We start from the raw sequence: 23,010 nt of genomic DNA, 5'->3' as shown, positions 1-23,010 counted from the left end.
TCGGCCACCGATGCCAACGGTCGACACGACGCTACCGTGGTGGCGCGGCCCACGCTGAGCGCGGCGTTAGCGGTCGTGATTGAACAGCGTTCCCGGGCCGTCGACTGCGAGATCCGCCGCTCCACAGAGGTCCCACAGCGTCGCGCCGTTGCTCGTGATCACCGGCACCCCCAGTTTCGACTCGAGGTCGTCGACCACTGCCAGCGAGCGGTAGTTCGTACAGGAGACGAAGACGGCGTCGAGGGCGGCGGGATCGACGTGTTCGCGGACCTGTTGGAACGCGTCATCAGGCGTCAGCGCGCCGATGGCCGTGTTCGCTGCGAGTCCCCGGCCGTCGATCGATGCGACCTCGAACCCCGCTGCTTCGAGGAAGTCCTGCTCTTTCGCGTCGAGGTTGCTGGTATAGGGCGTTACGACGGCGATTCGCTCGGCGTCGAGCGCCTCGAGCCCGCGGACGACCGAGCGGGCCGTCGCCACTGCGGGGACGCCGGCCGCCTCGGTCAGTCGCTCCTCGAGTTCGGCATCGAATCCCGGCCCGTGGAGTAAGCTGCCGGTGGTGCAGGCGTAGGCGACTGCGTCGATGTCGGCGTGGCCAAGCAGTTCGGCCGCACGCGCTGCGTCGTCGCTCATCGCGTCGAGTTCGTCGACGGTGACCGACTCGAGGGCCATCCGCGCGCCGTGGATGGTGACCGAATCCGGGAGGTGTGCCCGGAACTCTGGCTCGGCCGTCGTGTTCGACGAGGGAACGACCAGCCCAACTCGTTCGGAGCGCTCGCTCGGCTCAGACATCGTCGTCACCGTCGTCTGCCGGCTCGCCGTGGCCGCCGCCGCCGGGCGTTTTGACGGTGACCGTCGTCCCGGCGTCGACGTCGACGGTCGTCTTCGCGGGGGCCGGCTCGCCGTCGATCAGGTTCTCGCCGGTCGCACCGTCCTCACCGCCGGCGACACCTTTCGGCGCGTGGCGACGGCGCTCGGTCAACAGCGACACCGTCGATGCCTTCTCGACGGTGACCGAGCGCTCGAGGCCTAGGCCGCCGCGATGGCGGCCGCGACCGCCGCTGCCCTCGCGGAGCGCGTAGCGCTCGACTCGCAGCGGGTACTCGGTCTCTAAGGATTCGATCGGGGTGTTGAGCGTGTTGGTCATCCCGACCTGAACGCCGTCCATCCCGTCGCGGTCGGCCCGGGCACCGAAGCCGCCGGCGATCGTCTCGTAGTAGGTAAAGGAGCCGTCGCGAGCGCCGATGGTGAGGTTGTTCATCGTCCCCTGGCCCTGTGCGGGCACCCGATCGGGTGCCGCCTGTGCGAGTGCGGTGAAGACGACGTCGGTAACGCGCTGGCTGGTCTCGACGTTGCCGCCGACCACGGCGGCTGGGGACTCCGGATTCAGGAGCGTCCCTTCGGGCGCGTTGACGCTCACGGGTTCGTAGCAGCCGTGGTTCGGCGGGATCTCGGGATCGGTGATCGAGCGCACGACGAAGTAGACGGCGCTCGTCGCGACCGCCAGCGGGGCGTTGAGGTTCCCCTCGAGCTGGCCGGCGGTACCCGAGAAATCGACGTCGATCGCCTCGCCGTCGACCGTCACCGTGACGCTAATCTCGATGTCCTCGTCGGTCACGCCGTCGCCCTCGAGAACGTCGGTGGCCTCGTAGGTGCCATCCGGGAGCGCCGCGATTTCGTCGGTGATCCGTTCGCGCGAGTAGTCGATCACGGCATCGAAGCCCGCGAGGACGGTCTCGCGGCCGTGTTCGTCGAAGAGTGCGGCGAGGCGTTCCTCGGCGCGTTCGTTGGCCGCCTGCTGTGCGCGGAGGTCGGCCCGGCGCTCGCGGGCGTTGCGAACGTTTGCGAGCACGAGCGAGCGGACATCTTCGCGGGGTTCGCCACCTTCGACGAGCCGGGTCGGCGGTAGGCGGAGCCCCTCTTGATAGATCTCCTGTGCGCCCGCGGGCATGCTGCCCGGAGTCATCCCGCCGACGTCGGCGTGGTGGGCGCGCGAGACCGCATAGCCGACGATTTCCCCGTCGGGGGCGATCGGCGAGACCATCGTCACGTCCGGCAGGTGCGTCCCGCCGGTGAATGGGTCATTGAGCACAAAGACGTCGCCGGGCTCGGGGTCGTGTGCGCGGACGGCTTCGACTGCAGCGGGCATCGCGCCGAGGTGGACCGGGATGTGTTCGGCCTGGGCGATCATCTGCCCCTCGGCGTCAAAGAGCGCCGTCGAGCAGTCCCGCCGTTCCTTGATGTTCGGCGAGTAGGCCCCGCGGATCAGGGTCTGGCCCATCTCCTCGGCGACGCTCTCTAACTGGTTGCGCAGGACCTCGAGGGTCACTGGGTCGATACTGTCCGCCGTGTCGGGTGTCGAATCTCCTGTCATTCTGTGTCCACCTCCGTTCGCGTCATGACGAGCGTCCCATCGGCGAGGATCTCACCAGTCCAGGCCGGCGGGACGACCGTCGTACTCTCTGCCTGCTCGAGCACCGCCGGTCCCGCGACCGACGCACCCGTCTCGAGTCGATCCCAGTCGTAGACTGTCGTCTCTCGCGCGCCGGCCTCGGGGAAGTGTGCCTCCCGGGAACCGACGACGGCGTCGCCCGTTCCCTCGTGGCTGATCCCCGGTTCCGTGCCCGGCACCGTCGCCGTCGCGCGGAGGTTGACGACCTCGATTGATTCGTCCATCGCGTAGCCGTAGGTCCGCTCGTGGGCATCGTGGAAGCGCGCTTCGACCGCCGCCGCGTCGAACTCCTCGTCGACGGGGACGGTTAGTTCGAAGCTCTGACCCGCATACCGGCAGTCGGCGGCCCGTTCGACCTGCGCCGCGTCCGTATCGGACGCGTCAGCGAGCACGTCAGCCACCAGGTCGTCGTAGACGTCCTCGAGCGTCGCCCGGTCTGCACCATCGAGGTCGACGCCCACCGTTCGCACGGCGTCGTAGCTCTCGTCGGCCGCGAGGAGGCCGAAGGCCGAGAGAACGCCACCCGGTCGCGGAACGACGACGCGATCGACCGATAGCGAGTCGGCCAGTGCCGCGGCGTGCATCGGGCCCGCGCCGCCGAAAGCCACGAGCGCGAACTCGCGTGGGTCGTGGCCGCGCTCGACGGTTACCGAGCGGATCGTCCGCGTCATCGTCGCGTTCGCGACGCGGTAGACGCCCTGTGCCGCCTCGAGCGGTCCCTCGAGGCCTGCTTCGTCGGCCAGCCGGCCGAGCGCGTCGCGGGCCGCCTCGACGTCTAAGGTCATCTCGCCGCCGAGTGCGGTCTCGGGGCCGATGTAGCCTAACACGACGTTGGCGTCCGTGACAGTCGGCTTGGTCCCGCCGCGGCCGTAACAGGCGGGGCCGGGCTGGGAGCCCGAGGATTCCGGCCCGACCCGGAGCGCGCCGCCGGCGTCGACCCAGGCGATCGAGCCGCCGCCCGCGCCGACGGTGTTGACGTCGACCATCGGCGTTCGGATTGGCAGTCCGTCGATTTCGGCGTCGGTCGTCCGTTCGGCCTGTCCGTCCCGGACGAGGCTCACGTCGCTCGAGGTGCCGCCCATGTCGAAGGTCACGAGCCCCTCGACGTCGTCGTCATCGACGGTTGCTGCGGCCCCCACGACGCCGGCGGCGGGTCCCGACAGCGTCGTCGTGACGGCGTGTTCGCGCACCGTTTCGGGGTCGGCGATGCCGCCGTTGGCCTGCATGATCTGTGGTTCCGGAATCCCGGCGTCGCTTGCCTCGTCGACCAGTTTGCCGATGTAGTGGTCGATCGCCGGCCGGACGTAGGCGTCGACGGCCGTCGTCGACGTCCGCTCGAACTCGCGGAACTCCGCGAGCACTTCGTGAGATGCGGAGACGGGCACGTCCAGTTCTTCGCGCAGCGTCTCGGCGACGACACGCTCGTTTTCGGGGTCGGCATAGGCGTGCAGCAGGGAGACCGCGACCGCTTCGACGTCGCTGTCGCGAAGCGTCGCCGCCAGCTCGCGGACCTCCGCGACATCGACCGGCCGCTCGACGCCGCCTTCGGTGGTCCGTTCGTCGACCTCGAACCGCCGGTCGCGAGGCACCAGCGTTTCGGGCTTTTCGGCCTCGAGATCGTACAGATCCGGCCGGTCCTGGCGGCCGATCTCGAGGACGTCCCGGAACCCCTCGGTCGTCACGAGCGCGGTCTTCGCGCCGCCGCGCTCGAGCAAGGCGTTGACCGAGACGGTCATGGCGTGGGCGAAGCCGTCGATCTTGCCGGGTTCGATGCTGGCGTCGTCACACGCCTTTTCGATGCCCTCGAGCACGCCGACGTGCTGGGGCTCGGTTGATGGCACCTTCGCGGTGACGAGCCGGTCGTCGACCGACAGCGCCACGTCGGTAAACGTGCCACCGACGTCGACGCCGATCCGTGTCTCGTTGTCGCTCGAGTCGTTGTGCGTCGTTGCGTCTGAATTCGTATCGTGGTTTGGTGCGTCTGTCATTGAGATCGTTAGACGAAGAGGACGTCGTAGAGCGTTTGCAGGCCGATACCGACGACGACGAGCGTTACGATCCCACCGAGGACGTTCTGGAGGGTGGTGTTCGTGTACTCGCCCAGCAGGTCGCGGTTGTTCATCGCGTAGATGAGGAAGACGGCCAGAATCGGGAGCAAGAGCCCGTTGGCCACCTGTGCGAAGACGATCACCTGGATGGGATTGTAGTCAAGCGCCGAGAAGACGATCCCGATGCCGAGAATCGTCATCCAGATCGCCCGGAACCGCGTCGAGGTCAGGTCACGCTCCCAGCCGAGCGCGCCGGCGGTGGCGTAGGCACCCGCAAGCGGCGCACTCATCGCGCTCGTAAAGCCAGCCGCAAAGAGGCCGATCGAGAAGAACGTGAGCGCGTAGCCGCCGAAAACGGGCTCTAACTGGTCGCCCATCTCGCCGACGTTGTCGATCTCGGTCCCTGCGGGAAAGACCGCGGCGGCCGTGACGACGATCGCCGTCGTGATGAGGCCGCCGACGATGACCATCCCGATCGTGTCCGTGCGACACTCCGCGAGGTCGCTCGCGCCGTCCCACCGTTCCTGAACGGTACTCGCGTGCAGGAACAGGTTGTAGCCGACGACCGTGGTTCCGATGAGGCCGGCGATGAGATACGCCGAGCCGTCGGGAACCGTCGGCACGAGACCACCCGCCAGCGCGCCAACATCCGGCCGGACCATGACGGCGTTGAGCAGGAACGCCGCACCCATGATCCCCACGAGGCCGATGAAGACCCGTTCGATCAGTTTGTAGTTGCCCGTCCACAGCAGTCCGGCGGCGATGATGCCCATAATCGGGCCCCAGACGTTCTCGCTGACGCCGGTGATCGTCGCCAGGCCGGCGGCACCGCCGACGATGTTGCCCGTCTGGAACGCTGCCGTCCCGATCCCGATCGCACTCACGACGAGCGCGACGGAGATCGTCCGCGGAAGCGGGTTTTCGAACTCGTTTCGGAACGCCTCTCCCAGTCCTTCCTGCGTGATCAGTCCCAATCGCGCGCTCATCTCCTGGAGGACGATCGTCGCCAGAATCGAAAACGCAATCGTCCACACGAGCACGTACGCGTACTCCGCGCCGATCACGCTTGCAGTTGTTACCGTCCCCGGACCGACGAACGCCGCCGCGACGAGCGCCCCCGGACCGATCGCTTTCAGTCGGTCGATAATACCCATGTTGCGTATTCACATACACCACTCTCTGTATCGCTCAAAAGGGTTGTTAAGAGTCGAACATACGGGTACGTGTAGCGCTGGGAGGTTGTATCAGTTGTATGAATCCGTATGAAATCGTATGATATCTATATTTAGTTCCGAGTCTGGTGAACGTTCTGATTCGCGTGGTTTGGATGGCGGGCTGCGAGAAACTGTGTTTGTATTAGATCAACCAAAATTGTTTTAATGGGGAAGGCAGATAACTGCGAGTACGGCGATTACATATGCACATCATGGAAGGATTCCTGCCCGGCGTCTGGGCGCTCGCGTGGTACGCGATTGCCGCCCCAGTTGTCGGCTACGGAATGCTGAAGACTGCGCGTCTGGTGAAGGATAGAGATGTTAATAAGTCTCACATTGCTGTCGCTGCGGCGTTCATCTTCGTTCTGTCGGCGCTGAAACTGCCGTCCGTTACCGGGAGTACGTCGCACCCGACGGGCACTGGCATTGCGGTGGTCCTCTTCGGGCCAGCCGTCACCGCGTTTCTCTCGACGATCGTTCTGCTGTATCAGTCGTTGTTGCTCGGTCACGGCGGCCTGACGACCCTCGGTGCGAACGTTACGTCGATGGGGATCATCGGCCCCCTCTTTGGCTGGGCCGTCTACCGCTCGGTCAAGCCCCACACGGACCTTCAGAAGGCGACGTTCGCTGCAGCCCTCGTTGCCGACTGGACGACATACGTCGTCACGTCTACCCAGCTCGCCCTCGCGTTCCCGGCGGAACCGGGACTCAGTGGCGTCATCGATTCTGCGATCACGTTTTTGGGCGTCTTCGCGCTGACACAGCTCCCGATCGGAATCGTTGAAGGCGCACTCGCAGCCGGCCTGATCGGCTACATCTCCATGTCGAGTGAGTCGGTCCGAACCCGGCTGGGGGTGACAGCATGAACCGGTGGCTCGCCGCGGGTGGCCTCCTGATGATCGGGCTCATCCTCTTTTCGTTTACCACTGCAGGTGCGTGGGGTGGGGCCGACGGCGCTGCAGGCGAAAAGGTCGATTCCGTCGCCCCGGATTACGACCCGTGGTTCGAAAGCCTCTGGACGCCCCCGAGCGGCGAAATCGAGAGCTTGCTGTTCAGTCTCCAGGCAGCGATCGGTGGCCTCATCATCGGGTACTACCTCGGACGAGGATCTCCGCTGCAACCCGCGTCTGAGACGCCGTAGTGAGTCATGCACCACACGAGCCTGGAACAGATTCAGATCACCGCGGACTCCCGAATCGAAGGACGCTTGAACGCGTACTTCGTCTTTGCCGCACTGGTGTTGCTCCTCGTCGCTCCCAGTCGGCTCGCGTACGTCTGTGCACTCGCCTGCTTCGTGGCACTCGGTATCGATGCAACAGGCCGCGACTATCTGCAGGTGGTCCGGCTTCCGGTGTACTTCTTGCTCCCGAGTCTGATCCTCATCGCGCTGTTTACCAGCGGGCCGACCGCCGTCTCGATGGGCCCGCTCTCGATTTCCTGGACTGGAATCGACCGGTCGATAACGACGGGGCTACGCTCGTTCGGATCGATGACGATCTTGGGCTATCTGGTCGTGACGACGACGGTCCCGCAACTGTTTGCCGCGTTACGATCGCTGCGGTGTCCACAGTTCGTCATCGAGATTTCGTTGCTCACCTACCGCGTCATCCAGATCCTGCTCGACGAACTTCGCCGTCTCGAGCTCGCGGCGCGCGGGCGTCTCGGCTTCCGGACACGCCGGACGAGGTTTCGAACAGCTAAGTTGCTGGCGTTTTCAGTGTTCTTGAAGTCGATGTCACGGGCCGAAACCCTCAACGACGCGATGCTGGCACGCAACTACACCGGCGAGATGCCGATGGCACAGACGACAAGTCGGGGCCACGGCTACGCGGCTGCCGTCCTCACACTGATCGCCATCGCCGGGTGGGCCGTATGATCGAAACCGACGACCTGCACTTCCGACACGGCGACGACCCCATCCTCGAGGGCGTGAACTTCGAGGCACACACGGGTGAAGTGACGGTCATTTTCGGTCGCAACGGTGCCGGGAAGTCGACGCTGTTGCGCCACTTCAACGGCCTGTTCGAACCCGATTCGGGAACCGTGTTCGTCGGAGACGAGCCGGTCGAATACGACGACGACTCGCTTGCCGACCTTCGTATGCGCGTCGGACTTGTCTTCCAGAACCCCGACGACCAGATCGTCGCGCCGACGGTCGAACAGGACGTCGAGTTCGGCCCGCGGAACGCGGGCATCGACGACCCAGACCGAATCGAGCGCGTCCTCTCGGAGTTCGACCTCGACGAACGGACTGACCGACTGTGTAACACGTTGAGCGGCGGCGAGAAGAAACGCGTCTCGCTGGCCGGCGTCCTCGCGATGGAACCGGAGTACGTACTGCTCGACGAACCGACCGCCGGATTAGACGGCGACGGCTGTCGGACGATCGTCCGATTCGTCGAGTCGCTTACTGACGCCGGTATCACGCCGATCATCGCGACCCACGACGTCGGCTTCGGGCTCACCGTCGCCGATACGGTGACGGTGCTGGAAGACGGCGTTATCGACTACCGGGGAGAGACGCTCTCACAGCCGCTCGCCGAACGGTACGGCCTTCGAAACTACGTCTTCGAGACGTGGACATCGCCTGCTGAGTGAGATCGCTGTCCTCAGTCCTCTTTCCCTTCTCCTTCGGTCACGATCACCTTCGAAACGCCCTGCTCGAGTCTGATCTCCGTCGGTAACTCGACCGTGCTGCGTTCGATAAATCGCGTCATGAACCACCGAACCGCCTCGGAGGGAAAGACGAGGTGGTAGACTCCCTCACCTTCCTGGCGAACGTCGAGAAAGCCACAGAACGACAGCCACTCGAGGAGGTCCCCGACTTCCTCGAACCGGGTCGCGTACTCGTGGGCATGGTAGTCGGAGACGCGGTCGGCCGCTTCGACGAACGCCGGATCGGGATCGCCGCCGTTGTAGCAGTAGCCAAGGAAGGCATGGAGGAAGTCGATGTCCAGCAGGACGTGTTCGCCCGAGGAGAGCATTTGATAGTACTGTTCTAAGTTATCGCTTGGGCCTCCGTCGGCCGCCTCGAAGTTCGCCGCATAGAAGGTCAAGGCACGGCGGACGACCTCGCTCTGTCCGTTCCCCGTCTCTGCGACCAGCGTCTCGAGAGCCGTCGTCGAATCGTCGTCGAGCGATACCGTTACGCGCTGTGTCATAGTCACACAGGGGAACCCGAGACGGATATTGTTCACGCACTCGAGCGACCGACGAGGGCCGCTGGCGGACTCACTCGGTCCGTAACTCGACTGTCAGCGTCCCGTCTGTGACGGTCACGACGTACATCGTCGCGCGGTCGGCAGGTGCCGCGCCGGTCGCGCTGCCGGGGTTGAGCACCCGCAGACCGTCGACGGTCGTGTCGACGACCTCGTGAGTGTGGCCCGCGATGGCGACCGGCTCGGCGGTGACCGATTCGGCTCGGGCGGTCTCGACGACCCGTCGCTGCCAGCCCGCCAGCGAGCCGGCCCCGTGGGTCACCGCGAACGTCACCCCGTCGATCTCGAGCGTGTCCGCGTGCGGGAGCCCGAGCGTCGGCGGATCAGTGTTCCCCCGGACGGCAGTTAGCTCACCGTTCGCGAGGGCTGCGATCCGGTCGTAGGCCCGCTGTGAGTCGAAATCACCCGCATGAATCGCGTGGTCGGCTCGCTCGAGTTCGTCGTCGACCCAGTCGGGCACGGCGCGTTCGCGGGAGGGGACGTGCGTGTCGGAGACGATCGCGACTCGTGGCATATGCGGTCCGACGACGGCCAGTCCCGAAAGCGATTCCCCCCGCGCGCTCCTGTCCCCGCGTATGAACGACACATCGGACGGAGGGAGCGATGCCGATGGCGACGGGTCGGACGGAACTCACGTCGTCACCGCGTTTCTCCGGCACCACGGTGAGATCCTGCTGTTGCGCCGCAGCGAGGCAGTCGGCACTTACACCGGCCAGTGGGGTGGCGTCTCCGGCTTCGCGGAGGGCCAGCCCGACGAGCAGGTCCGCGTCGAGCTCCAGGAGGAAACGGGCCTCGAGCCCGATGCCGTCTCGCTCGTCCGATCGGGACGGCCGGTCGAATTCGACGATCCGGATCTCGAGCGCGCGTGGGTCGTCCACCCCTATCTGTTCGACTGTGAGACCCGCGAGATCGAACTCAGCGAGGAACACGACACCGCCGAGTGGGTCTCCCCGACGACCATGCTCGCGGGAGTCGGCGACGACCGCGAGACGGTACCGAAACTGTGGGCCGCCTACGAGCGCATCGCTCCCACCGTTCGGTCGATCGCGGCCGATGACGAACACGGCGCTGCATACCTGTCGGTGCGCACGCTCGAGGTGTTGCGCGATCGAGCGGGGCTGCTCGTCGCCGAGCGACGCGAGTTCGGCGCTGATCCCGACGGCGAGTGGGACGAACTCGCCGAACTGGCCGGGCGGCTGCTCGAGGCCCGGCCGTCGATGGCCGTCCTCCGCAATCGGGTAAACCGGGCGATGGCCGACGCGGATGGTGGAGACAGGGACGCGCCGGCCGTCCTCGAAGCGACGCTGTCGGGGATTGACCGCGCGCTCGCGGCCGATACGGACGCTGCGGCAACCGCCGGCGAGCGTCTCGATGGCAGCGTCGCGACGCTCTCGCGGTCGGGGACCGTCCTCGAGGCGCTCCAGCAGGGTTCGCCTGCGCGGGTGTTCGTCGCGGAATCGCGGCCGGCCCGCGAAGGGATCGCCGTTGCGGAGGACCTTGCTGAGACAACCGACAGCACGGTCACGGTGCATACCGACGCGGCGGTCGCGCACGTGCTCGCACGCAACGACATCGATCAGGTGGTCGTCGGCGCGGATACCATCCTCCCCGACGGTGCCGTGGTGAACAAGACCGGCACGCGCGCGCTGGCGATTGCTGCCGCCCGCGAGGGGATTCCGGTCTCGGTCGTCGCGGCCACGGACAAGATTTCGACCCGCGAGGATGTCAACCTCGAGTCCGGCGATCGAGCCGCGGTTTACGACGGCGACGCAGCCGTCGACGTGCTGAATCCGACCTTCGACGTGACACCTGCCGACTGCGTGACCGACGTCAGTACCGAGCGTGGGGCGCTCAAGCCCGGTGCCGTTGGGGATGTCGCCGCGGAGTTGCGCGAACTCGAGACCTGGCGTGACGACGGCGATTCGGCGGAGCCGGAAGCGACAGATCGAAACCCCTCGAGGGAGTAGCGTCCGGTGGCGGCCATGACGAAGTGTTACCCCCACTGAGCCCCTTGTGACGAGGGATTTTTCCCGAGCCGCCGTTCTAACGTCCTCGGAGTCCAACGTGGATGGACAACGCAGTACGTAGCGTCCGCCACTCGCTCGAGAGAGGGCCAGTCATCCCCAGATCGTAGCATTCCCGACGCAGTAGAACAACGCGACCCAGCCGACGAAGAGTCCCGCGACCACCACCGCGAAGTCCGCCAGACACGTCCCAACGATGACGCAGTAGCCGACCCCGATCGTCAGTAACAGCAACGAGACGCCGAACAGAACGTGACATCGTCGTGCTACGTTCGGTTCCATGTCCCTCAGTATCACGATCGGCTGTAAATAGCTATATCAGGAATGTGTGATAGTAACTGCAGGAAGGATTCCGTCCGGGAATCGACCTGTATCGCACGGATTCCCGGTCGGAGAGACAGACGACGATGAGCAGCTATCACTGTCACTGACTGTCTGATCCCGACACTGCTTGCACGACCACGCTCGATGGGCTGTGTTGCTTGGACACGAAGTTTCAACCCCGATTCGGGCGTAGCGACGCCCATGGCATTTGAAATCGAGCGACTCGGCGTCCACGAATCAGTCGAGGCGGTGTTCCCGCCGGCGGAACTCGCGGACTTCCTCGCCGACCTGCCGACCGAGGTTGCGGTCGTCGACGACAACGGCATCGACGACTGCGACGCGGTCGTCACCCTCGTCTACCGCGAGGCGTTCCTCGAACTGGACTGGATTCATTCGATCCAGGCGGGGTACGATCGATTCCCGCGTGACGTTCTCGAGGACCACGATGTGATCCTCACGAACAGCGCGGGGATTCACGACCAATCCGTCGGTGAGACGGTCGCGGGCTACGCGCTCATGTTCTCCCGGCGGCTCCACAACTACGTCGCAAACCAGCAACAGCGCCGCTGGGAGCGCCCCGAGTGGGACGACGCCTTTACCCTCCCGGGGTCGACGGCCTGTGTCGTCGGAACCGGAACCCTCGGGAGCGGCGTCGCGGAGACACTGGGCGCGCTCGGAGTTCGCGTGACAGGGATTCGGCGCTCCAGTGACCCCGTTCCCGACTTCGACGAGGTGTATGCGAACGATCGATTGCTCGAGGCGATCGGCGACGCCGAGTTCGTGATCGTCACCGTCCCGTTGACCGACGAGACTCACCACCTGTTCGATGCGGACGCGTTCGATGCCATGCGCGACGACGCCTACTTCGTAAACGTCGCCCGCGGCTCGGTCGTCGACGAACCGGCCTTGATCGACGCACTCGAGGCCGACGAGCTTGCTGGGGCGGCGCTGGATGTCTTCGAGGCGGAGCCGCTGCCTGACTCATCGCCACTCTGGGGAATGGACGAGGTGATTATCTCGCCCCACGCTGCGGCCTACACGCGGGACTACTTCCGGGACGTGGGCGAGATCGTCCGCGAGAACGTCGAGCGGCTCGCAGACGATGAGGAGTTCTACAACCGCGTGGTCTGACGGAGGGAACACCCGATCGCAGACCGGTGATGCTACCACCCGTGTGACGGTTTTGAATCCATTGGCCGGGCGCACGGCTCGAGCAAATGCGAGAGCCGTGCAACTCGGGGGAGGGCAGGCAGCTACCCAGTTATCGACCGCGAGCGAAGCCGACGGCTGAGCGAGCGGGCCGATGACCGACCCGTAGGGGAGGGAAGAGTGCTTTTGATCAACCTTTTACCGAGGGATGTCACGCTGTGCGGCGAAGCCGCCAGCGTGACAGACTGCAGCGTAAAAGGTTGTTAGAAGAATTTGAACAGATCGTCACGATTCTGTTCGTGCAGATGCTCTCGAACGGCCTCGTGCAGCGGCTCGAGTTGGCCCTTCTTCGCGCTGATCGGCGCGATGACTTCTTGCCACTGTTTCCACGGCGGATACAGGCCGAGCCGATCACAGAGTTCGTTCAGCCGCTCGTCTTTGTCGTCGACTTTGTCCATCTTGTTGACGGCGACGACGGTGGGGATGTCCAGCTCCCGCAGGAAGTGGAACATCTCGACGTCGTAGGGGATTTCGTCGGGACCGGAGTGGCGGTCGATGATGTCGATGACGCTCTTGCCGTCGACGACGAGGACGGCGACGAGGATGTTATCGGCGTATGCCTCGAGATAGTGGACGATTTCGGTCTTGATCTCCTCGCGGAGGTCCTCGTCGACGCCGCTCATGAAGCCGAAGCCGGGGAGGTCGGTGATGACGAAGTCTTCGGGTGCCCAGTCGTAGTGGTTGGGCTCGCGGGTGACGCCGGGTTTGCCCCCGGTGTCGAAGCTGTGGCCGGTCAACTCGCGCATGAGGGTGGACTTGCCCACGTTCGAGCGACCGACGAGGGCCACCTCGGCGTCCCGGTCGGGTCGCGTGTCGAACTCGATCATACGGGTCCGTAGGCCGGTGTAACCTTTATAGGCGTTGTAACTGGTGTCGTCCGCTCGCGGGGGCTCGCTCGAGGCCGTCGCGATATCTGCCGGCCGTTGCACGCGTCGCATCTCACAAGCTCGTCGCGATGGCCACCCCGATTCCGGCCGATATCGCCACGAGCGCGACGATTGCCACGAGCCGGCGGCTCGAGGGCGTCGCCTCGAGGTCGACGTGGCGGCTGTCGCGGGCGGTCTGGACGCCGAACCAGGCCAGTGACGACCCTCCGCCAAGCATCGCTACGGCGAAGAGCCACGCCGCCGTCCCACCGTCGACGAGTGCGGATCGGACCGCAGAGAGCGTGACGACGCTTGCGAGGATGATGTCACCGACGCCGACGAGGGCGTTCCACGGGACGGTTCGGTCGCCGACCGAGACCGAGTCGGCGAGCCCGCCGATGACGAACAGGACCGCCGAGAGGACAAAACCGACGAGGAGCGCGACGGCCAGTGGGCCGGTGAGTACGCTCGGGCTGAAAGCGACGAGATACGCACTGACCAACCCGAGCATGACGACGCCCAACAGCAGGGCGATCCGTCGTTTCATACCATCACTTATTTCCTTTGACACAAGTATGTTTCGCGAGCGCCGAACGGTCTCTCGAGCGACGATCCGACTGACAATCCGTGACAGAATGCCCCGAAGTTATACCCCCGCGGTCCGTCACCCCTCGACGTGCGGCTCGTACAGCTGACGGTCCCGACGGGCAAGCGTCAGGCGATCCTCGAGACGCTCGACGAGCGGAAGATCGACTACGTCGTGACCGACGAAAAGAGCAGTCGGAAGTATACAGCGGTCGTCTACTTTCCGCTGCCGGATGCAGCCGTCGAACCGGTCTTAGACGAGATCCAGGAGACGGGCATCGACGAGGACGCCTACACGGTCGTCGTCGACGCGGAGACGGTCGTCTCCCGACGGTTCCAAGCGCTGCGCGAGGAGTACGAGGACGGCGATGTCGGTTCTGACCGCATCTCGCGCCACGAGCTACAGGCGGAAGCCGACGACTTGACGCCGAGTTTGCCCGTCTACGTCGTGATGACGGTCATCAGCGCCATTGTCGCGACCGCGGGGCTGTTGTTGGACTCGCCGGCGGTCGTCGTCGGCTCGATGGTGATCGCACCCCTCATCGGTCCGGCGCTCGGGGCCAGCGTCGGGACAGTGGTCGACGACGAGGACCTGTTCACTGAGAGCGTCACCTATCAAATTATCGGCGTCGTGCTCGCGATCGGAGCGGCAGCGATCTTTGCGGTGACTGCTCGCACGACGAACATCGCCCCGCCTGGGCTCGTCCTCTCGAACGTCGGTGAGATTTCGGAGCGACTCGCGCCAGACTTGCTGTCGCTCGTGATCGCCCTCGGCGCGGGCGTCGCGGGGGTCGTCAGCATCGCGACTGGGACCTCCGTCGCGCTGGTTGGTGTCATGATCGCGGCGGCGTTGATCCCGCCAGCCGGCGTCGCAGGGATCTCGCTTGCGTGGGGCCGGCCGTCAGCAGCGATCGGTGCGACGGTACTCGTCCTCGTCAACCTGCTGTCGGTGAACCTCGCTGGTCTGTTGACGCTATGGTACGCTGGCTACCGCCCTGAGAACCTGTTCTCACTCGGCGAGACGGAACAGCGCGTGCGCCGGCGGATCGCCGGGCTCGTCCTCGTTGTCCTCGCTTTCGCGGTCTTTCTCGGCGGGATCACCTACTCCTCCTACGAGACCGCGACCTTCGAGCAGGACGCTCGTGACGAAGTCGAGATGGTCCTCACACAGGAGCCATACGAGAGCTACGAACTGCTCGAGTTCGAAGTCGTTCTCGATACCGACTACCCGTTTCGGAATCCACAGCGGGTGATCGTGACGATCGGCGGCCCACCAGGTGAGTCGGCACCCCAACTGGCCGACACGCTCAGCGAGCGGATCAACGACCATGCCGACGAGTCGGTCACTGTCGAGATCAGATACATCGAGACACTCGAGCGATGAGCTCGCTGCCCGTCTCGTCGATCACAAAAGCGGCGTGCTCGACCGTGCCGGTTAGCCGTCGAACGGCAGTTCGGGTTCGTATCCGATCGCCTCGACGGCGGCCTCGAGCACCGTTTCGACGTTCGAATCGGTCGTGACGCTCATGGTGTAGTCAGCGGCGACCGCATCGTCGAGGTCGTCCGCCTCGAACCGGTCTGCCTTGTTCGCGACCGTCAACACCGGGACGTCCTCGAACTGAGCGGCGATCGAGTCCCGAAGCTCGAGCTGTGAGTCGATCGGGTAGCCACACTCGCCGGTCGGATCGACCATGACGAGCATACAGTCGGCGAGGTGTTCGATGGCGCTGACTGCCTGGGATTCGATCGCGTTGCGATCCTGTGGCGGGCGGTCGAGCAGGCCGGGCGTGTCGACGATCTGGTAGCGGATGTGATCGCGCTCGAAGTGACCGAGACCGATCCCCTTCGTCGTGAAGGGGTAAGAGGCGGTCTCGCCGCGGGCGCTGGTGACGTCGTTGACGAACGATGACTTGCCAACGTTGGGGTAGCCGGCGACGACGATCGTCGGCTCGTCAGGGTTGATTTCGGGCAGGTCCCGCAGGTCGTTGCGCGACTCGTTGATATACAGCAGGTCGTCGTCGATCTGCTCGACGATGTCCGCGAGCCGGGCAAAGGCCTGCTTGCGGTGTTTGCGCGCGGTGTCGACATCGGTCTTGCGCAGTCGCGGCTGGTATTCCTCGTGGATCTCGCGGGCTTTGCGGCTGGCCCACATTACTTCCGAGAGGCTCTGGCGAAGCTCGTCGACGTCGACGATCGCGTCCGCCAGTTCGTAGTAAAACGGGTGGGCGTCGTACTCGAAATCCGGCCACGCCGTCACCACGTTCTCTAAGTTGTCGGAAATTATGTTTGCCGCCGTCTGGAGCATCGACTGCTGGGCCTCGAGGCCGCCTTTGGCCTTGCCGGCCCGCGCTGCCCGCGAAAACGCCTTGTCGATCAACTCTTCCGACGTGGGCGTCGTCGGAAGGTCTTCGAAAATCATGCTCCGTGGTAGACGCCGCGACCATAAAAGGGCGTCCGTTGGCCGCCGTCAGCTTATGCCTGCTGGTGTGCTAGCGTTCACTATGACTGACTGGCGTGCCGTCTTCATCGGGTTCGTTGCCATGACTGTTGTCGGAATCTTCGGGCTCGTCGTCCCAGGCATCGGCCAGCTCGCTGCGGGGCTGTTCGGCGGCTTCGTTGCCGGCTACATCGCCGGCGGTGGGCTCGGCAGCGGCTTCTGGCATGGGCTGCTCGCAGGCGCGCTCGGCGGCATCATCGGCGGGTTGCTCGTCGGCGTCGCTGTCGGTCTCGCCGGGCTCGCGCTTGGACCCGTCGGGGGCGCGATCTCCGGCGCTGCCGGGCTCGGTATCTTCATGTTCGCCGTCACGATCTCGCTGCTCATGGCACTCGAGAGTGCGATCGCCGGTGCCGTCGGTGCAGCGCTCAGTGCCTGATCGCCGACTAAAACGAGGTTGCCTCGAGTGTGCGGTGTGCGTTTTCAGGCCCCAGCCATCTCCCGACAGCTTTCGGCACACTTCGGCAGGATCTCCGCGCAGGCCTGGCAGTGGTCGTGGTCGTGTTGCTCACACTCTTCGGCACACTCCTCACAGAGGTCCGCACAGAGTTCGCCCAACTCGTCGTGATACCCCGAGTTGCGGGCCATGAATCGCGCGTGCAGCGACGCAATGTCGGCCACGTCGCGACAGAGCCGAATACAGCGGGCCATCTCTTCGCCGTCGTCCGCGCTGGCGTCGGCACACCATTCACAGACCTGAGCGGCCTCGAGGCAGTGGTCGATACACGCCTGCATCTGTTCGTCCGAATGCGCGGTTTCGAGTTGTTTGATCGCCATCACCGATGCGTTACTGCCCCAGTCGATTCAACGCCGTCGTGGACACTGCAAGCACGGTGACGGCTCCGGCAGGATCGCCCTCGAGAGCGCTCGAGCCGGCTAACAGTAGCTTCGTTCGACTCAGCGCCGGGCCTCGAGTTCCGCCTCGAGATCCGCTACGTCCATGTCTTTCATCGAGAGCAATACGAGCAGATGATAGATAATGTCGGCCCCCTCGTGGGCGATTTCCTCGCGGTCGTCGTCTTTGGCCGCGAGAACGAGTTCGGTGGACTCCTCGCCGAGTTTCTCTAACACCGCGTTCTCGCCTTTCTCGTGGGTAAACAGCGAGGCAGTGTAGGAATCTTCGGGCAACGTTTCCTTCCGGTCTTCGATAACGGCGAACAGTTCTTCGAGTATCTCGTCCATTTACAGCTCACCAGACACGTTGCGGAGGTCTTCGAGGTCGGCGAACTTCTCGCTGTCGTCTCGACCGTCCGCAAAGACCTCGTCGGTAACCTCGATCGGCGCGTTCGTCCGGGCTGCCAGCGCGAGCGAATCGCTCGGCCGGGCGTCGATAACTGTCTCGCCGCGGGGGGTCTTGAGGTGGAGATCGGCGATGTACGTCCCGCCCTGCCCGTCTTCGCGGGCCTCGATCTCGTTGACGACGACACGATCGATTCGGCTGCCCAGTTCCTCCATCACGTCCAGTAACAGATCGTGGGTCAGCGGCCGACCAATGTCCTCAGCCTCGAGTCCGCGGGCGATACTCGTCGCTTCGTTGAACCCGATGAAGATCGGCACGACGTCGTCTTCGCCCTCGACGGCGAGAACGACCACCGGGACCGGCCCCTGCGGAGTCCCCGCGACGCGCACCGCGTCGATGGATGCCTGCATACCCCTACTGTGGGACGGTAGGGGCAAAACACGTCCGGTCGCGAATGCATGCACGACGGCACTGCTCGAGGTCTCGGTCCAGCATACGGGAGCATCAGATCCCTGTTCATCGATCGAGCACGACGGTTGTCTCGCGTTCACGCTCGAGGTTGAAAATCCGCCAGGCACCGTCTTCGGGCCGTAGCTCGTACGATTGCGTCGCCCGGTCCCCGTTGCACTCTCGGGTCAGCTTTAGTACGACTCGATCGTCGTCGTCTCGAACGCGCTCGATCTCCCCGGCGATCGACAGGTCGCCGTGTGAGAGGATCAGCTGCTCTTTGTGCGAGAACTCGTCGGCGAGCGCCCGGGAGTGGTACAGTTCGTGAGCGCGGTCGCCCTCGCCGTCGGCAAGCAAGTCGACGAACAGCCGAACGACGTCTTCGGGCGAGCGGTCGCCTGCCTGCTCGTCGACCATCTGATCGTTGTCGTCCGATTCGGGCGCGACGTCGACGCTCCGGAGAAGGTGGCTGTACTCGCTCGTCTCGAGCGGATAGAGCTGTCGCGTGCTGACGGCGGCTTCGATCGCACGAACGACGTGTCGCATCTCGATGCGCTCGTCGCGGGCGGCCATGATCGCCGCCATCCGGCTGATCTTCGCGATCTGGCCGCCCGTTAGCTCGATGGCTGCGAGGAGATCGTACTCGAGGTCGCCGGTCGGTGCGTCGTCAGGGAAGGCGGTCCGCCAGATCGCTTCACGAACCGGCGGCTCGGGCGTTGGAAACCACACGGTGTGGTCGATCCGGCGCTCGAACGCGTCGTCAATGTTGGCTGCATTGTTCGTCGTTAGCACGACAACGCCGTCGTAGCGTTCGATGCGCTGGAGCAGGTAGTTGACCTCGGCATTGGCGTAGCGGTCAGTTGCGTCGGTTACGTCGGCACGGTCGCCGAAGACCGCATCCGCCTCGTCGAACAGCAGGATCGCGTTCGACTGGGCGCCAGCCTGAAAGATCCGTTCTAAGTTCTCCTCGGTCTCGCCGATGTACTTCGAGACGACCGTCGAGAGGTCGATCTTGTACAGCGCCATCCCAACGTCGGCAGCGAGCACCTCTGCGGCCATCGTCTTCCCCGTCCCCGACGGCCCCTTGAAGAGCGCGACCACGCCAGTCGCTCGCGATCCGCCCGCATCGAAGCCCCACTCGCCGTAGATGCGCGCCTGTTCCGTGATGTGGTCACGTACCAGTCGTAGTTTGCGGTCGGTCTTCTCACGCAGCTGGATATCGTCCCAGTCGTTTGCAGGCTCGATCCGCTGGGCGAGGTCGTCGAGGCCGTCATCAGACTGGGCGCGACAGCCGTCATAGATATCTGCAGCGGTGAGGTCGTCGCCATCGGCTACCGACCGGGCCGTTGTCAGCGCCCCCTCGAGTTGTCCCTGCGTGAGCTCGAACGTGCCGGCCAGTGTCGCCGGCTCGACGTCGTCGGGCAGGGCGTCGGCGTGGTCCTCCCAAAACGCCAGGCGCAGGTCGAACGAGGGTCGCGGGAACTCGAGGATAGCGTCCATATCGACGGTCGTTCCCGTCGGTCGCCACGCCGCAGTCCCGGTCACGAACAGCGGTGCCGCGAGGTCGGCAAACCGGTCGAAAATCGTCTCGAGCGTGTGCTCGGTCTCCCGCTCGCGGAGGGTGTCAGCGTTCGTGAGGTGGACCGGACAATCTTGAAGCAGTGCCTCTCGATGGAGGCGCTCGAGTGCGTTCTCATCTCCCTCATCGCCCCCGTTTGTCTCGAGGACCGCCGGCAGCGACGCACGGAGCAGTCGATCGTCTGCCAGCGCCTCGATCGCACCATCGCGCTCGCTACCCGCTGGCCCGTGGAAGTAGTAGCGACCGCCGGCTGCATCTGTCGCTGCCAGCGACGTGAGTCGGTCGCGGACGTGTGGTTCGAGCAGGAGCTCATTGAGCGATTGATCGGGCGTTATGAGGGTTGCGACCTCTTCTAGCGCAGGATCGAGATCGACGTGTCCCTCGAGATACGAGACGAGTCGGGGATCGACGGTTACGAGCCGATGCTGGCTCGAGCGACTCGGTTCGACTGGCGCTGAAAGCGCCACCAGATCGTGCTGGCGAAGCGGAGATTGCTGCCCCACCAGCGCGGTTGCAGCAAGCTGCTGTGTCTCGGTTCGGGAGAACAACTCGCCGATCAAGCCGACTGTCGGGTGCGTTATTCCGTTGCCGTGTAGTTCACGGAAAAAGCCCTGGTAGTCGGCGTCGAGTTCGGGTGCGAGTGCCAGCATGAACACGTCGAGATGCGCTCGAGACAGGCCGAAGCGGTCGGTCAGCTGCTGCAGCCGAAGTGTGACAGCGGGCGGTGACTGCTGACACCGCTCGTCGATCCGCGCCGCACGGTCGGTGAGGTGATGAACCGTCTCGGCCGGCAGTCCATATGACAGAGCTACTGGCTCATCTGCCAATTCGACCTCGGTCACGGTCGCCGGCATCTCTCCCGTTGGGATCGTGTCCGTGGTTTCTATGCACGCCTCGAGGAGGGCTCCGATTCGCTCGAGTTCGTCCAACAGATGCGCTCGTGTGGTCTCGTAGGCCATCCGATCGATACGCAAACCAATACAGTACTCGCTGATAAAATTTAGCTGTAGTACAACAGTAAATACTAACACTTTGGGGATAAAATGAGGGACTATCACAGCGATGGGACGATATGCTTCGCGATCGCAGCGGTCGTCCGACGAGTCGACGTCGTCGACGCCGCTTTCGATCCGACAGTCACTGGACTCAGATAGCTCGATCCAACGGCCGAACGACACGACAGCAACCGATGCAGAGATGCCCAAATCGATCGGCGGATTCGGTGCTGCCGAACGGCTGCAGCGAGCGAAAAACCAAGCCGGATCGGCCACCGAACGGGCACCGAGCGGTTCACACCCCAGTGCTCACTGGAACGCCGGACGTAGTGCTCCGCCGTCGCTCCAGCGAACCACGGCGGCGGCACAGGAGACGAGTCCAGCCGGTGAGACGCAGGTTCCCGACTCGGTTCGGGACGTGATTTCCTCGCCCGGCCGGTCGCTGAATCCGTCCATTCAGCGCGCGATGGAGGATCGGATGGGTGATTCGCTCGGCGACGTGCGGATTCACACCGGGCCGAAGGCGGCGCAGGCCTGCGAGCAGATCAACGCACGGGCGTTCACCGTCGGCAATCACGTTGCTTTCAATTCTGGAGAGTATGATCCTGAGTCACCAGAGGGACAACACGTCTTAGCCCATGAGTTAGCACACGTTCGCCAGCAAACCGGCGGGGCGATTTCGATGTTTCCGCAGGCGGATCTCGGTCTCGAGATCGATCCCGACCCGCAGTTAGAACGTGAGGCCGAAGAGACTGCTCAGCGAGTGATACAAGGTGGCAAATTGGGCATTCAGCGGATGGCCAAGACCGAGGTACATCTGCAGCGATACCCAGGCAAATCATTCGTCCAGAAGGGCAAGGACGTGCTTGGTAACGACCCTGCACCGGAGATGACCGACGTTCAGGGAAAAGATCAGATCGCTGCCAAGGTCGAAGCGCTGGCTGAGAACCAACAGAAACTGTTCGTCGAGGTCAAAAACACTGGCCAGTCTACCGCCGAGAAGGTCGGCGTCGAAACTGGCAAAGGAACGCTGGCGGCGACTGGTGGACTTGTCGGGACGGCACTGATGGGCCCAGGGGTTGGCACACTTATTGGCGGGTTCGCCGGTGGCGCAGTGGGTGGCATCTACGAACGTCTCTTCGATGACGGCACGCAGGCGATGACCAACGCCGCCGAGTCGGCCAGCGATTTGCTTACCGTCATTGACCAGCGTGTCAAAGATGCTATGGAGCGGTACGTTGGAGAGGATACTGTATCTGACAACTCGACTGGAGATGCGCAGAGTAGAAGGTGATACGTATGGATGCAATCATCACTGGAGAATCCAAGAGAATCGGCCTCAGCGTCTTCGATAACAATGATGTTGAGCACCTAATTGAGATGGGTGAATCCGGAGATGTCAAGTATCACGAACAAGATGGCTATCCCGATAAGGCAGCCAAGCGGACGCCGGAAGGTAACGAACACGTTAGTCAGACACGGAAGTTCGCCCAATACTACGTCTTTGCCAAGAGAGGATACGACACGGTACCACCACTGATCCATCCGGAACGGCTGAACATCGTCAGGCAGGCTCTCGAGTCGATGTCCACTGAGAAGTGCATGGACCTGTTCGGAGATCTCTACCAGCAGATGGCGAGTCACCATATCGGCACCGAGCGCATCGTAGATATTCCATCTGGAGTTGACGAGGAGTCTGTCCTCTACCGGAAAGACATATATCTCGGCGTTGACCCGACTGAAACCGAGGTCGCTGAGGGGGCTATCTCTCTTGCGAGTGAGTATGGGATCGATCTTGACGAACCGGACGCCCACGAACAGTCAGTTACGGACCTCGATACTAACGAGCGGACTGCCTGGGAAGAGTTCGGCGACGCACTCGGCGATCTCGTTGCCGAAAACGACATTGACGTCTCCGAAGCAGCGTACATCGACTCGGTCTCAGCGTTGCACATGGCGTATCTCGACAGTCGTGGCCGCGAGCATGTGACTGAGGCAACACAGTCACTGGACCGTGAGCCAGACGCGCGCTTCGAACTCGTGCCGATCGATCTACAATCGCCTGAAGACTTCCAAGAATATCTCGCATTTAATCTCAAGTGCCAGATCCGCGATTGTTTCGTCCGAATGGGCGTCCAGCCACCCGAAGCGTTTCAGGTCCTCGGATACGGACGCTACGAAGCCACTGAACGGTACAACAAGGTCGAGTTCTATCCGAAATTCCACGATCCAAAGAACGAGGCACTGCTGAAGTAACGGTCTTGTGTGGATATCTGCCAGAATCGTTGATTCGCCACTGTGGTGTTCTCACACGCTGG

At 63.9% G+C, this 23,010-nt stretch carries 24 protein-coding genes; 10 read left to right on the top strand and 14 right to left on the bottom strand.

All coding sequences use genetic code 11. From position 1 onward, the window contains the following. Positions 1-66 precede the first annotated feature (66 nt). The 4 genes from BDK88_RS03280 to BDK88_RS03265 are packed head-to-tail and all read right to left on the bottom strand — an operon-like array spanning position 67 to position 5,651. Positions 67-789: a maleate cis-trans isomerase family protein gene (locus BDK88_RS03280; RefSeq protein ID WP_130499147.1), complete on the bottom strand. Its 723-nt coding sequence runs from the start codon at positions 787-789 to the stop codon at positions 67-69. Next, positions 782-2,371, bottom strand: coding sequence for a hydantoinase B/oxoprolinase family protein (locus BDK88_RS03275; RefSeq protein ID WP_130499146.1), 1,590 nt, complete (start codon positions 2,369-2,371; stop codon positions 782-784). The genes BDK88_RS03280 and BDK88_RS03275 overlap by 8 nt, the downstream gene beginning before the upstream one ends. Next, positions 2,368-4,437, bottom strand: a complete 2,070-nt coding sequence (locus BDK88_RS03270) for a hydantoinase/oxoprolinase family protein (RefSeq protein WP_130499145.1) — start codon at positions 4,435-4,437, stop codon at positions 2,368-2,370. The genes BDK88_RS03275 and BDK88_RS03270 overlap by 4 nt, the downstream gene beginning before the upstream one ends. A gap of 8 nt (positions 4,438-4,445) precedes the next feature. Beyond that, a complete protein-coding gene (locus tag BDK88_RS03265; protein ID WP_130499144.1) occupies positions 4,446-5,651 on the bottom strand; it encodes an Nramp family divalent metal transporter in 1,206 nt (401 codons plus the stop codon). Between the two features lie 263 nt (positions 5,652-5,914). On the opposite strand from BDK88_RS03265, the gene BDK88_RS03260 reads away from it, so the two are divergent. From BDK88_RS03260 to BDK88_RS03245, 4 genes are read left to right on the top strand one after another with little or no spacing between them, the layout of a single operon-like run. Next, positions 5,915-6,577 carry an energy-coupling factor ABC transporter permease gene (locus BDK88_RS03260; RefSeq protein ID WP_130499143.1) on the top strand — a complete coding sequence of 221 codons (663 nt, stop codon included), beginning with the start codon at positions 5,915-5,917 and terminating at the stop codon, positions 6,575-6,577. After that, positions 6,574-6,852, top strand: coding sequence for an energy-coupling factor ABC transporter substrate-binding protein (locus BDK88_RS03255; RefSeq protein WP_130499142.1), 279 nt, complete (start codon positions 6,574-6,576; stop codon positions 6,850-6,852). Before BDK88_RS03260 ends, BDK88_RS03255 begins: the two co-directional genes overlap by 4 nt. 6 nt (positions 6,853-6,858) lie before the next feature. Next, positions 6,859-7,587: a cobalt ECF transporter T component CbiQ gene (gene cbiQ, locus BDK88_RS03250; protein WP_130499141.1), complete on the top strand. Its 729-nt coding sequence runs from the start codon at positions 6,859-6,861 to the stop codon at positions 7,585-7,587. Further along, entirely contained in the window at positions 7,584-8,309 is a 726-nt protein-coding gene (locus tag BDK88_RS03245; RefSeq protein ID WP_130499140.1) for an energy-coupling factor ABC transporter ATP-binding protein, read from the top strand. The genes cbiQ and BDK88_RS03245 overlap by 4 nt, the downstream gene beginning before the upstream one ends. 11 nt (positions 8,310-8,320) lie before the next feature. Here BDK88_RS03245 and BDK88_RS03240 read toward each other — a convergent pair whose 3' ends face one another. Both BDK88_RS03240 and BDK88_RS03235 read right to left on the bottom strand, forming a co-directional pair. Beyond that, complete coding sequence (locus BDK88_RS03240) at positions 8,321-8,872, bottom strand: ribbon-helix-helix protein, CopG family (RefSeq protein WP_130499139.1); 552 nt, start codon at positions 8,870-8,872, stop codon at positions 8,321-8,323. A gap of 70 nt (positions 8,873-8,942) precedes the next feature. Next, positions 8,943-9,443, bottom strand: coding sequence for a metallophosphoesterase family protein (locus BDK88_RS03235; protein ID WP_130499138.1), 501 nt, complete (start codon positions 9,441-9,443; stop codon positions 8,943-8,945). Between the two features lie 61 nt (positions 9,444-9,504). Between BDK88_RS03235 and BDK88_RS03230 the strand changes: the two genes are divergently transcribed. Continuing rightward, entirely contained in the window at positions 9,505-10,896 is a 1,392-nt protein-coding gene (locus tag BDK88_RS03230; RefSeq protein ID WP_130499137.1) for an NUDIX domain-containing protein, read from the top strand. Positions 10,897-11,046: 150 nt separating this feature from the next. Here BDK88_RS03230 and BDK88_RS03225 read toward each other — a convergent pair whose 3' ends face one another. Beyond that, complete coding sequence (locus BDK88_RS03225; RefSeq protein ID WP_130499136.1) at positions 11,047-11,235, bottom strand: hypothetical protein; 189 nt, start codon at positions 11,233-11,235, stop codon at positions 11,047-11,049. A 243-nt stretch (positions 11,236-11,478) separates the two neighbouring features. On the opposite strand from BDK88_RS03225, the gene ddh reads away from it, so the two are divergent. Continuing rightward, positions 11,479-12,408, top strand: a complete 930-nt coding sequence (ddh, locus tag BDK88_RS03220; RefSeq protein ID WP_130499135.1) for a D-2-hydroxyacid dehydrogenase — start codon at positions 11,479-11,481, stop codon at positions 12,406-12,408. 281 nt (positions 12,409-12,689) lie between these two features. Here ddh and engB read toward each other — a convergent pair whose 3' ends face one another. Continuing rightward, positions 12,690-13,313 carry a GTP-binding protein EngB gene (engB, locus tag BDK88_RS03215; RefSeq protein WP_130499786.1) on the bottom strand — a complete coding sequence of 208 codons (624 nt, stop codon included), beginning with the start codon at positions 13,311-13,313 and terminating at the stop codon, positions 12,690-12,692. A 112-nt stretch (positions 13,314-13,425) separates the two neighbouring features. Beyond that, positions 13,426-13,899 carry a hypothetical protein gene (locus tag BDK88_RS03210; RefSeq protein WP_130499134.1) on the bottom strand — a complete coding sequence of 158 codons (474 nt, stop codon included), beginning with the start codon at positions 13,897-13,899 and terminating at the stop codon, positions 13,426-13,428. A 129-nt stretch (positions 13,900-14,028) separates the two neighbouring features. Between BDK88_RS03210 and BDK88_RS03205 the strand changes: the two genes are divergently transcribed. Further along, positions 14,029-15,321 (top strand): TIGR00341 family protein, encoded by a 1,293-nt coding sequence (locus BDK88_RS03205; protein WP_130499133.1) that lies wholly within the window; start codon positions 14,029-14,031, stop codon positions 15,319-15,321. Positions 15,322-15,372: 51 nt separating this feature from the next. On the opposite strand, the gene BDK88_RS03200 is transcribed toward BDK88_RS03205, so the two are convergent. Then, on the bottom strand, positions 15,373-16,356 hold the full coding sequence (locus tag BDK88_RS03200) for an NOG1 family protein (RefSeq protein ID WP_130499132.1): 984 nt from the start codon (positions 16,354-16,356) through the stop codon (positions 15,373-15,375). An 82-nt stretch (positions 16,357-16,438) separates the two neighbouring features. On the opposite strand from BDK88_RS03200, the gene BDK88_RS03195 reads away from it, so the two are divergent. After that, the gene (locus BDK88_RS03195; protein ID WP_130499131.1) at positions 16,439-16,810 is read left to right on the top strand and encodes a DUF5518 domain-containing protein; all 372 of its coding nucleotides are present in this window, start codon (positions 16,439-16,441) and stop codon (positions 16,808-16,810) included. A 44-nt stretch (positions 16,811-16,854) separates the two neighbouring features. On the opposite strand, the gene BDK88_RS03190 is transcribed toward BDK88_RS03195, so the two are convergent. The 4 genes from BDK88_RS03190 to BDK88_RS03175 all read right to left on the bottom strand — a co-directional run bounded on the left by BDK88_RS03190 (position 16,855) and on the right by BDK88_RS03175 (position 20,671). Continuing rightward, a complete protein-coding gene (locus BDK88_RS03190; protein ID WP_130499130.1) occupies positions 16,855-17,208 on the bottom strand; it encodes a four-helix bundle copper-binding protein in 354 nt (117 codons plus the stop codon). A 120-nt stretch (positions 17,209-17,328) separates the two neighbouring features. Next, positions 17,329-17,613: a phosphoribosyl-ATP diphosphatase gene (hisE, locus tag BDK88_RS03185; RefSeq protein ID WP_130499129.1), complete on the bottom strand. Its 285-nt coding sequence runs from the start codon at positions 17,611-17,613 to the stop codon at positions 17,329-17,331. After that, positions 17,614-18,081, bottom strand: coding sequence for a bifunctional nuclease family protein (locus BDK88_RS03180; protein ID WP_092930668.1), 468 nt, complete (start codon positions 18,079-18,081; stop codon positions 17,614-17,616). 106 nt (positions 18,082-18,187) lie between these two features. Continuing rightward, positions 18,188-20,671: an ATP-binding protein gene (locus BDK88_RS03175; RefSeq protein WP_242611604.1), complete on the bottom strand. Its 2,484-nt coding sequence runs from the start codon at positions 20,669-20,671 to the stop codon at positions 18,188-18,190. Positions 20,672-20,759: 88 nt separating this feature from the next. Between BDK88_RS03175 and BDK88_RS21690 the strand changes: the two genes are divergently transcribed. After that, positions 20,760-21,986 (top strand): eCIS core domain-containing protein, encoded by a 1,227-nt coding sequence (locus BDK88_RS21690; protein ID WP_242611603.1) that lies wholly within the window; start codon positions 20,760-20,762, stop codon positions 21,984-21,986. 5 nt (positions 21,987-21,991) lie between these two features. Continuing rightward, positions 21,992-22,948 carry a hypothetical protein gene (locus BDK88_RS03165; RefSeq protein ID WP_242611602.1) on the top strand — a complete coding sequence of 319 codons (957 nt, stop codon included), beginning with the start codon at positions 21,992-21,994 and terminating at the stop codon, positions 22,946-22,948. Positions 22,949-23,010 lie beyond the last annotated feature (62 nt).

This window comes from Natrinema hispanicum (assembly GCF_004217335.1).
GTDB lineage: Archaea > Halobacteriota > Halobacteria > Halobacteriales > Natrialbaceae > Natrinema > Natrinema hispanicum.
This window is presented reverse-complemented; position numbering and strand designations above follow the sequence as displayed.

Bases quoted from the DNA above. Each gene is read 5' to 3' on its own strand.
- BDK88_RS03260 (WP_130499143.1), top strand. From the start codon at position 5,915: ATGCACATCATGGAAGGATTCCTGCCCGGCGTCTGGGCGCTCGCGTGG.
- BDK88_RS03230 (WP_130499137.1), top strand. From the start codon at position 9,505: ATGAACGACACATCGGACGGAGGGAGCGATGCCGATGGCGACGGGTCG.
- ddh (WP_130499135.1), top strand. From the start codon at position 11,479: ATGGCATTTGAAATCGAGCGACTCGGCGTCCACGAATCAGTCGAGGCG.
- BDK88_RS03190 (WP_130499130.1), bottom strand. From the start codon at position 17,208: ATGGCGATCAAACAACTCGAAACCGCGCATTCGGACGAACAGATGCAG.
- hisE (WP_130499129.1), bottom strand. From the start codon at position 17,613: ATGGACGAGATACTCGAAGAACTGTTCGCCGTTATCGAAGACCGGAAG.
- BDK88_RS03265 (WP_130499144.1), bottom strand. From the start codon at position 5,651: ATGGGTATTATCGACCGACTGAAAGCGATCGGTCCGGGGGCGCTCGTC.
- BDK88_RS03210 (WP_130499134.1), bottom strand. From the start codon at position 13,899: ATGAAACGACGGATCGCCCTGCTGTTGGGCGTCGTCATGCTCGGGTTG.
- cbiQ (WP_130499141.1), top strand. From the start codon at position 6,859: ATGCACCACACGAGCCTGGAACAGATTCAGATCACCGCGGACTCCCGA.
- engB (WP_130499786.1), bottom strand. From the start codon at position 13,313: ATGATCGAGTTCGACACGCGACCCGACCGGGACGCCGAGGTGGCCCTC.
- BDK88_RS03195 (WP_130499131.1), top strand. From the start codon at position 16,439: ATGACTGACTGGCGTGCCGTCTTCATCGGGTTCGTTGCCATGACTGTT.
- BDK88_RS03240 (WP_130499139.1), bottom strand. From the start codon at position 8,872: ATGACACAGCGCGTAACGGTATCGCTCGACGACGATTCGACGACGGCT.
- BDK88_RS03200 (WP_130499132.1), bottom strand. From the start codon at position 16,356: ATGATTTTCGAAGACCTTCCGACGACGCCCACGTCGGAAGAGTTGATC.
- BDK88_RS03255 (WP_130499142.1), top strand. From the start codon at position 6,574: ATGAACCGGTGGCTCGCCGCGGGTGGCCTCCTGATGATCGGGCTCATC.
- BDK88_RS03275 (WP_130499146.1), bottom strand. From the start codon at position 2,371: ATGACAGGAGATTCGACACCCGACACGGCGGACAGTATCGACCCAGTG.
- BDK88_RS03235 (WP_130499138.1), bottom strand. From the start codon at position 9,443: ATGCCACGAGTCGCGATCGTCTCCGACACGCACGTCCCCTCCCGCGAA.
- BDK88_RS03165 (WP_242611602.1), top strand. From the start codon at position 21,992: ATGGATGCAATCATCACTGGAGAATCCAAGAGAATCGGCCTCAGCGTC.
- BDK88_RS03225 (WP_130499136.1), bottom strand. From the start codon at position 11,235: ATGGAACCGAACGTAGCACGACGATGTCACGTTCTGTTCGGCGTCTCG.
- BDK88_RS03180 (WP_092930668.1), bottom strand. From the start codon at position 18,081: ATGCAGGCATCCATCGACGCGGTGCGCGTCGCGGGGACTCCGCAGGGG.
- BDK88_RS21690 (WP_242611603.1), top strand. From the start codon at position 20,760: ATGGGACGATATGCTTCGCGATCGCAGCGGTCGTCCGACGAGTCGACG.
- BDK88_RS03270 (WP_130499145.1), bottom strand. From the start codon at position 4,437: ATGACAGACGCACCAAACCACGATACGAATTCAGACGCAACGACGCAC.
- BDK88_RS03280 (WP_130499147.1), bottom strand. From the start codon at position 789: ATGTCTGAGCCGAGCGAGCGCTCCGAACGAGTTGGGCTGGTCGTTCCC.
- BDK88_RS03245 (WP_130499140.1), top strand. From the start codon at position 7,584: ATGATCGAAACCGACGACCTGCACTTCCGACACGGCGACGACCCCATC.